We start from the raw sequence: 5398 nt of genomic DNA on the forward strand, positions 1-5398 counted from the left end.
AGGGCGACCCGCGCGCCATCGCCACCATGCTGTGGACCGTCGGCCACGGCACGATCTCGTTGCTGATCACCTTCCCCTTTTATCCGTTCGGCGACCCCCAGGCCTATGTGAAGCGCATGTGCGACTTCACGCTGGCGTCGTTGTCGGCGCGGGACGTTCCTCCGCTCACCGAAACACCGACTAACTGCTGACTAGCTGTTCTCGAACGTCTGCCGGCTTGCTGGTTCGATTGAGCCGCGGGGGCGAATTCCTGCGTTCAAGAAAAATTGTCGTACATGTACAAAATCCCTCTTGCGTTCAGCATCCGTTAACCGTATATGTACGCCGTATCGTACATGTACGAAAACGAATTGGAGACGGAAGATGAAAAAGACGATCCTCGCTATCGCAACCGTATTGGCTTTCTCGGGCGCCGCTTTTGCAGGTGCGAACCAGGCGGCGAAGCACGCACCGGCGGCATGCGTCCAGACCAACGCCAATGTGACGGTGGACTGCACCGCGACCGGCTCGCTCGAAAAGGCGGACGCCAACAAGACGCAGACGACCAACGGCAAGGGCCCGCGGCTCGGCATCGACGTGAACCCGTGGTTTGTGCCCGGCGCGCTCTGAGCGCGGCGGAATTGAAGACGAAAACGGGCGGCTCAGGCCGCCCGTTTTCGTTTGTATTGAACTCCGATAGTCCGAAGCAATCTGCCGGACGCGCTATTTCTTGCGCGGCTTCCTGCCTGGCACGGTCTTGGCCTTGCCGGGCTTTGCGGGAGCGCCGGGAATGGCCGTGCCGGTGATCGACACCGGATCGCTGGCGGGGAACGTGTCCTCGAGACCTTCCTCGAGTTCCTCCTCCTCGGCCTCGTGATGCCTTTCCTGCTCCAGCGAGCGGACGGCCGCCGTCTTCTTCGGCGACTTGGGCGCGGACTTGGATGGCATCAGGATCCTCCCTTGCGTGTCGCGGAACGGAACAGACCCAGCGATGGTTCCTGCCGCTCCCTTTGGCCAGCGGCGGCAGTCAGCCTCAGTTCGCCGCGTCGCCCGCCGCTTCCGACAGCAAAGTAAAGACATAGTCCGAGAAGGAACGCCAGCATTCCACCCGGAAGGTGTCTGCCGCGGTGCGCAACAGCAGGATTTCAGACTTTCCGAGGATGGTGCGCGAGGCTGCTCCGACCGGGAATGCATCCTGCGACAGATCCTGCGGGCAACCCGAATTGACCGTCGCGGCAGCCGCCGGACCCGTGACAGCGATCGCAACATTGCGATGCGAGATGCCGACGGCCGAATGCAGCACCGTGACCTTGGCGCAATCCGCCAGCGGATCGTTGCCAGCCTCGTCGATGATCATCCACTCATCCGGTCCGAGCCACATCGCTATGCGTCCGCCCTTGCTGGCCGAGGTTTTCGGCTTCTCCGGCAGTGTCACGCCGAGCGCCTTGGAAAGCTCGGCGAGCGACCCCCGCGGCGCGCGCAACGAGACGCGCTCGGCCGGCGGCAGCATTTCGACCTTGACCCCGGGCGCCGACAGCGTGCGGCCCGCAAGTGCCGGGCGCCGTTCGGCCGAGGGCGAAGCAGGGGGGGTTGTCTTGGCGGCAGCCTTAGCCATTGAGGCGTTCTCCCTTCTCGTCGACGAACACCATGCCGGTGACCTCCACCTCGATCGTGCCGTTCGGCATCGGCACGTAGAGCGTCTGGCCCATCCGGTCGCGGCCGCCGGCGACCAGTGCAAGCGCGATCGAACGCCCGCAATTTTCCGACCAGTAGCTGGAGGTGACGTGGCCGATCATCTTCATCGGGATCGGCTGCTTCGGATCGTCGACGATCTGCGCGCCCTCCTCCAGAACGACCTTCGGATCCTTGGTCTTGAGGCCGACGAGCTGCTTGCGCCCCTTGGCGACGAGGTCTGGCCGGGTCAGGCCGCGAATGCCGACGAAGTCGGTCTTCTTCTTGCCCACCGCCCAATCGAGCCCGGCATCGTTCGGCGTCACCGTGCCGTCGGTATCCTGGCCGACGATGATGTAGCCCTTTTCAGCGCGCAGCACGTGCATCGCCTCGGTGCCATAGGCCGTCGCGCCATGCTTCTGGCCCTCGGCCCACAGGGCCTCCCACACGGCTTCGCCATAGTCGGCCGGCACGTTGACCTCGAAGCCGCGCTCGCCGGTGAACGACATGCGGAACAGCCTCGTCGGCACGCCGCAGATCTTGCCCTCGCGCACCGACATATGCGGCATCGCCTCGTCCGACATGTCGATGCCTTCGACCAGCGGCGCGATGATGTCGCGCGACTTCGGTCCCTGCACGGCAATGACCGCCCACTGCTCGGTGATCGAGGTCAGCCAGACATTGAGATGCGGGAACTCCGTCTGGAGGTAATCCTCCATGTGGTTCATGACGCGCGGCGCGCCGCCGGTCGTCGTCGTCACATGGAAGCGGTCCGGCGCCAGCCTGCCGACGACGCCGTCGTCATAGATGAAGCCGTCCTCGCGCAGCATGATGCCGTAGCGGCAGCGGCCGGTCTCGAGCTTCTCCCACGGGTTGGTGTAGAGCAACTCCATGAACTTCGCCGCGTCCGGCCCAACCACCTCGATCTTGCCGAGTGTCGAGGCGTCGAAGAGGCCGCCGACCTTGCGCACGGTGACGCATTCGCGGTCGACCGCCTTGTGCATGTCCTCACCGGCCTTCGGGAAATACCAGGCGCGCTTCCAGTGGCCGACATCCTCGAACACCGCGCCGTGCGACGCGGCCCAGCCATGTGTGGCCGTCCGCCGGGTCGGATCGAACAAAGCGCCGCGCGCGTGGCCGACGATGGAACCGAAGGTCACCGGCGTGTAGGGCGCGCGGAAGGTGGTAAGGCCGACCTGCGGGATCGGTTTGCCGAGCGTCTCGGCGGCGATCGCCAGGCCATGCATGTTGGACGTCTTGCCCTGGTCCGTCGCCATGCCGTTGGTGGTGAAGCGCTTGACATGCTCGATCGAATGCATGCCCTCATGCACCGCCTGGCGGATATCCTTGGCGGTGACGTCGTTCTGGAAATCGACGAAGGCCTTGACCGTGGTGTCCGGCCCGGCGCCGGGGGCGGCGCCCAGCATGCCGCGCGACCAGCTCTCGCCGGCATCGACCTTCGGCTTGGCGCCCTTGCCCGTCTTGGCACTGGAATCCTTGCCGCCGGCCTCCTTCGCCGCCTTGGCGCCGGCCGCATAGGCCTCATCGACGGTTGCCGACAGCCCGTCGGTGCCGTTGCACGCGCCGACCGACACGCAGTCCTGCGCATAGGTGCCCGGCACGAAGCGCTTCGTCTCCTCGTTGAAGGCGACCTTCCCGCGCGATTGCGAGAAGAGATGCACCGACGGCGTCCAGCCGGCCGACATCAGGATGGCGTCGACAGGAATGGTTCGCTCGCCGCCGCCATTCTTCGGCTGCACGGTCATCGAGGAAACGCGCAGCTTGCCGCCGGCGCTGACCACCGCACGGCCGAAATTGATCTCGATGCCGAGAGCCCTCGCCTCGTCGATCACAGGGCCGGACGGGTTGTCGCGCAGGTCGACGATCGCTGCGATATTGACGCCTGCCTTCTTGAGGTCGATCGCGGCCGCATAGGCGGAATCGTTGGCCGTGTAGACGCCGACATTCTTGCCCACCGCGACGCCATAGTGATTGAGATAAGCGCGCGCGGCCGAAGCGAGCATGATGCCCGGCCGGTCGTTGTTGGCGAACACCATGTGGCGCTCGATGGCGCCTGTCGCGATCACGACCCGGCTGGCGCGGATCTGCCACAGCCTTTCGCGCGCCAGTTCCTTGCCGGGGCTCTTCAGATGATCGCTGACCCGCTCGACCAGGCCGACGAAGTTCTGCGCATAGTAGCCGAACGCCGTGGCGCGCGAGAGCACGCGGACATTGTCCATCGCCTTCAGCTTGGCGATCGCCGCCTGCGCCCAGGCAAAGCCGCTGAGGCCGTCGATCTTGGCGCCGCTCTCGAAACGCAGGCTGCCGCCGAAATCGGCCTGCTCATCGGCGAGGATCACCCGCACGCCCGTTTCAGCAGCCGCAAGCGCCGCGGCGATGCCGGCGGCGCCACCGCCCAGCACCAGCACCTCGCAATGCGCGTAGCGCGCGGCGTAGTGGTCCGGATCCGGCTTTTCGGGAGACACGCCGAGGCCGGCCGCGGCGCGGATCTTGGGCTCGTAAAGATCCTTCCAGGCCCATTTCGGCCACATGAAGGTCTTGTAGTAGAAGCCGGCCGAGAACATCGGCGAGGCGATGTCGTTGACCGCGCCGACGTCGAAGGCGAGCGACGGCCAGCGGTTCTGTGAATTGGCGGTGAGCCCGTCATAGAGTTCCTGCACGGTTGCCCGCACATTGGGCGTCTTGCGCGCATCGTCGCGCACGATCTGCACAAGCGCATTAGGCTCCTCCGCGCCGGCCGAGAGAAAGCCGCGCGGACGGTGGTATTTGAAGGAGCGGCCGACCAGATGGACGCCGTTAGCAAGCAGCGCCGAGGCAAGCGTGTCGCCCTCGATGCCGCTGTAGGACTGTCCGTCGAAGCTGAACGACGCGGTCCTGACCTGGCTGAGGCGCCCAGCGCCCGAGATGCGGAACGGGGCGTTCATTTCGAGGCTCCAGGCAGCTTCGCGGGCTTCGGCTCGCCGGCCTTGTAGGTCATGACGAACTTGTCGGTGACGGTGTCGCGCACGGCGTTGAAGAAGCGCGCGCAGCCGTGGATATGCCGCCAGCGCTCATAGATCACGCCCTTCGTGTTCGAACGGATGAAGAAGAATTTCTCGAAATCGTCGTCGCTCTCGGTCGCAATGTTGCCCGAGCGCGCGATATGCGCCTCGCCGGCATTGCGGAACTCGAGCTCCGGGCGCTCTTCCTCGCAATAGGGGCAGCGGATGAGAAGCATTTTCGGTCCTACAGTTCGCCATGGCCGACATGGGCGCCGGCCGGTTGATCGCAAAGTCTTTCGCCAAGCGCCGCGAAGGGCGCCACGAGCCGCATACGTTCCTCGACGCTGGCCGCCGGCTTGAACAGCGCGCGGTTCGCCATATTGCCGAGCGTGAGCTGCAGCGGGTCGGTGGTGACGATGACGCCGCGTGGATGAAAGGGCTCGCTTTCGGCCAGGTCCTTCGGTCTTTTCTCGAAGAACATCACCACCTTGCGGCCGCCGCTCCACACACAGGTGAGCAAGCCGTCGTCGACCGAGAACGGCCAGGCCGTCTCGTTATCCTCGCGGCTGATCGCCTGAATCCGCACCTCGCGTGCCGAGGGGATGTGAAACGGCCCCTGCTCGCCGGCCAGCACCAGCGGCACAGCGACGGCTACTTCGGCCATCATCAGTGCGCCACCGCCGCCGCCGCTGCTTCGTCGATGAGACGGCCGGTGCGGAAGCGCTCGAGCGTGAAGGGCGCGTTGA

7 protein-coding genes are annotated in these 5398 nt (G+C 65.4%); 2 read left to right on the top strand and 5 right to left on the bottom strand.

The window, feature by feature from the left end:
• Positions 1-191, top strand: a 191-nt coding sequence (locus Q0L57_RS05030; RefSeq protein WP_296738938.1) for a TetR-like C-terminal domain-containing protein, incomplete at its 5' end; no start/stop codon positions are given.
• A 172-nt stretch (positions 192-363) separates the two neighbouring features.
• Positions 364-609 (top strand): DUF680 domain-containing protein, encoded by a 246-nt coding sequence (locus Q0L57_RS05035; RefSeq protein ID WP_296738940.1) that lies wholly within the window; start codon positions 364-366, stop codon positions 607-609.
• Between the two features lie 93 nt (positions 610-702).
• Here the strand turns inward: Q0L57_RS05035 and Q0L57_RS05040 are convergent, their stop codons facing one another.
• The 5 genes from Q0L57_RS05040 to Q0L57_RS05060 form a co-directional block, all read right to left on the bottom strand.
• Complete coding sequence (locus Q0L57_RS05040; protein ID WP_296738943.1) at positions 703-927, bottom strand: hypothetical protein; 225 nt, start codon at positions 925-927, stop codon at positions 703-705.
• A gap of 85 nt (positions 928-1012) precedes the next feature.
• On the bottom strand, positions 1013-1594 hold the full coding sequence (locus tag Q0L57_RS05045) for a sarcosine oxidase subunit gamma (protein WP_296738946.1): 582 nt from the start codon (positions 1592-1594) through the stop codon (positions 1013-1015).
• Positions 1587-4595, bottom strand: coding sequence for a sarcosine oxidase subunit alpha (locus tag Q0L57_RS05050; protein WP_296738948.1), 3009 nt, complete (start codon positions 4593-4595; stop codon positions 1587-1589). The genes Q0L57_RS05045 and Q0L57_RS05050 overlap by 8 nt, the downstream gene beginning before the upstream one ends.
• Entirely contained in the window at positions 4592-4888 is a 297-nt protein-coding gene (locus tag Q0L57_RS05055) for a sarcosine oxidase subunit delta (protein ID WP_296738950.1), read from the bottom strand. The genes Q0L57_RS05050 and Q0L57_RS05055 overlap by 4 nt, the downstream gene beginning before the upstream one ends.
• 8 nt (positions 4889-4896) lie before the next feature.
• A complete protein-coding gene (locus Q0L57_RS05060) occupies positions 4897-5319 on the bottom strand; it encodes a hypothetical protein (RefSeq protein WP_296738953.1) in 423 nt (140 codons plus the stop codon).
• Positions 5320-5398 lie beyond the last annotated feature (79 nt).

Origin of the sequence: Mesorhizobium sp. (genome assembly GCF_024509055.1) — a bacterium.
Classification (GTDB): Bacteria; Pseudomonadota; Alphaproteobacteria; order Rhizobiales; family Rhizobiaceae; genus Mesorhizobium.